Source organism: Robertmurraya sp. (assembly GCF_036676585.1).
Classification (GTDB): Bacteria; Bacillota; Bacilli; order Bacillales; family Cytobacillaceae; genus Robertmurraya_A.
The window spans coordinates 1-2,888 of the sequence record NZ_JAKFCQ010000166.1; the positions used below are offsets into that span (position 1 = coordinate 1).

Below are 2,888 nucleotides of genomic sequence, written 5' to 3' on the forward strand. Positions count from 1 at the left end.
CAGTGGTGGACAAGACTCAACAACCTGTTTGATCCATGCATCGCAAACTTATGATGAAATACACTGCATTACGTTTGATTACGGTCAGCGCCATCGCGCAGAAATTGAAGTGGCGCAACAGCTCTCGAAAAAGCTAGGTGTGGCAGCTCACAAAATATTAGACACATCATTGCTCAATGAGCTGGCCATCAGCAGCTTAACTCGGGACAACATCCCAATCCAAACTACAAACAGCTCCGGGGACGACCTACCAAACACTTTCGTACCGGGTAGAAATATTCTGTTTTTAACCTTGGCCTCTATTTATGCATATCAAATTCGCGCCAAAACTGTAATCACTGGTGTTTGTGAAACAGATTTTTCTGGCTATCCGGATTGTCGGGATGAATTTGTCAAAAGTCTGAATACAGCCGTTGAATTGGGAATGGATTATAAATTACGCATTGAAACACCGCTTATGTGGCTGAATAAAGCGGAGACTTGGGCTTTGGCTGATTACTACAAACAGCTAGATTTTATCCGCGACAACACATTATCTTGCTACAACGGCATAAAGGGAAGTGGGTGCGGCAACTGTGAAGCGTGTAGCCTTCGTGCGAAAGGGTTGGATGCGTTCCTAAAAAACAAATCAGAGATAACACGCAACACAAAAAACAAGCTAACATTAAAATAACCAATACATATCAGGGAGAACTGAATCATAAGAAGCCAATTCACCCCCTATTTTTATGCAGCCTGGGTTCCCGCCATATACCTTTTAAACAGAGATCTTGCTCCATAGGCTGGCAAAATATTAAAGACAGCGAAACACATTTTTATAGCTATTTGAATGTAAACAATATCCAGAATCTCGCCACTCTGCATAGTTCCATAGAATGCAATAAAGCAAAAAATAAAGCTATCTATTATCACCGCAAAAAAAGTACTGAAGAATACTCGCAAAAATAAAAACCTGGAGTTTGTAAGCTCCTTTATTTTGCACAACAAATAAGAATTGACATACTCGGAAAATAAAAACGAAACAGAGGACGCCACTAATGCAGACGACACATGACTGACAACCTCATTATAAGACCCATCAAGCTTCCAACCAGGCAATCCTGGAAGATAAGTAGATATGCCAAGCAAAACGACAATGAGAGCATTACTCGAAAACACAAATAATATAGCTCTTTTCGCGAGTCTAAGACCAAAAGACTCATTCAACAAATCAACTATCAAGAAGGTCAAGGGGTAGAAAAATACACCTGGAGTAACAACAAAATCAAAGCTCTCTAAATAAATAGGCTTTGTCGCAGAGAAATTCGTGAAAATATAGAGCGCAAACAATAATAAATTTAGCACAACATAAACTGTCCACGACCTTTCATGACGGTCATTTATTTCGTAGACAGTTAATGCAGCCCCACCAGAATAAAATTTTTTGTATATATCCCTCACCTCCATTTTATTCAGATCATCTACTATTTCACTCTTCAGAACCTCACCCAACTTCACCCTAATGATCTTCCCTGTAGAAACAATCATTATCACAGCAAGGCCCTTGCTATTTTCAAACCCTAACAGCTTGTATTTACTATTTTCAGCCTTGCTGCCCATTAAACCTTTCCTCCATAACATCCCCGACAACGAAAACAATATCAGAATCAGCGTACAACTCAGTTGTTATAAATAGCTTTTTTGTTAGTCTATTATAAGCCAGCTTCTCTTTATCGCCGGTCGACAATCCTTTTTTTATTATTAATAGATCCCCCTCCCCATTAACCAAACTCACTTCATTCTCTAAAAGCACGCCTATCAAATTGCAGGCCGATCCGAAATAATAAGTCAATGGATGAGTAGTGGCCAACTCACCAATCCTCTTATCCAGGCTCTGAATCAGAAAGCTTTCTTTGATTATAGGAACCGCCGCAGGATTCATATTTCCTTGAGGAGAAACACTATTTTCAATTACTTCTTTTTCTTCGAAATTAACAGTCTCTATTTCTTTATAAGAGACACCAAAAAAATCAGAGATTTTGCGAATTGTAGACTGCTGAACATTTACCACTTTCCCTTCAAGAATGTTATATATCGTGGTCCGGGTCAAACCACTGGAATTACACAAAGACAGTTGCGTCTCCCCGCGACTCTTTATTAGATACTTAATGTTATTTTTCAACTTTTCCGCTTTTTCTTTTTTATGCATTAGTATTCACCCTTACTTACATCTGCAAAAAATTGCACACCCCAGTTAAATAAAACGACGGAATTTCTTTGTGAGATAGCATCCTACACAGCTAGGCCTTTAACAAAACACAACATCGAAAACATCCCAAACAACCGTTAAATAATGTTTCCTCCCCGACATTTTCGATTGATCCGTAGGTATATTCCTACAGTATTTTCTTACATTACCCAAGGCACCAGGTATATTCACACACAACCTAGCCTGTGTGATTGACACTGTACACTTTTAGCATTGCACCACAAAAAAGTCACAGCCCCACCACAAATTAATCATTTAATTAGGCAAATGTTCACTTATTTGATTAAGTAAATAAAAATTTCAACTATTAACTTTACCGATCCATCAATCCGGGTACAGTGAAAACCAAGTCCCATCTAACAACATGGGATTGACGCTTCCTTTTAAACTTTCAGGGGATTCCATAATGAAAAAAGACGATCCTAATTCTCCGCAATCGTCAGACCTTCCAACCGACAACACCATCGATTTACCCAAGCTCTCCGAAATCACCGAACGCCGCGTCAGCGCCCGCCTACGCAATCCAGACCGTCCCGACCCTGTCAGCCACGTCTTCACCATTGTCCCGGATGCCGACACGGAATCCCTGCTCTGTCATGCCTGCGAAACCCTCGCCTCGCTGAATGTCATGAGCACCGAT

At 40.2% G+C, this 2,888-nt stretch carries 4 protein-coding genes; 2 read left to right on the top strand and 2 right to left on the bottom strand.

Features of this window, described 5'->3' with window-relative positions; genetic code table 11:
* Positions 1-673, top strand: a 673-nt coding sequence (queC, locus tag ACGLXV_RS21905; RefSeq protein ID WP_391560279.1) for a 7-cyano-7-deazaguanine synthase QueC, incomplete at its 5' end; no start/stop codon positions are given.
* Positions 674-726: 53 nt separating this feature from the next.
* On the opposite strand, the gene ACGLXV_RS21910 is transcribed toward queC, so the two are convergent.
* Complete coding sequence (locus ACGLXV_RS21910) at positions 727-1,599, bottom strand: queuosine precursor transporter (protein ID WP_391560280.1); 873 nt, start codon at positions 1,597-1,599, stop codon at positions 727-729.
* Positions 1,583-2,188 (bottom strand): helix-turn-helix transcriptional regulator, encoded by a 606-nt coding sequence (locus ACGLXV_RS21915; RefSeq protein WP_391560281.1) that lies wholly within the window; start codon positions 2,186-2,188, stop codon positions 1,583-1,585. Before ACGLXV_RS21915 ends, ACGLXV_RS21910 begins: the two co-directional genes overlap by 17 nt.
* 466 nt (positions 2,189-2,654) lie before the next feature.
* Here ACGLXV_RS21915 and ACGLXV_RS21920 point away from each other — a divergent pair.
* The coding region (locus ACGLXV_RS21920) for a DUF6124 family protein (protein ID WP_391560282.1) at positions 2,655-2,888 on the top strand (234 nt) is incomplete at its 3' end.

Excerpts from the sequence above, each read along its gene's own strand:
- ACGLXV_RS21915 (WP_391560281.1), bottom strand. The coding sequence starts at position 2,188 with ATGCATAAAAAAGAAAAAGCGGAAAAGTTGAAAAATAACATTAAGTAT.
- ACGLXV_RS21910 (WP_391560280.1), bottom strand. The coding sequence starts at position 1,599 with ATGGGCAGCAAGGCTGAAAATAGTAAATACAAGCTGTTAGGGTTTGAA.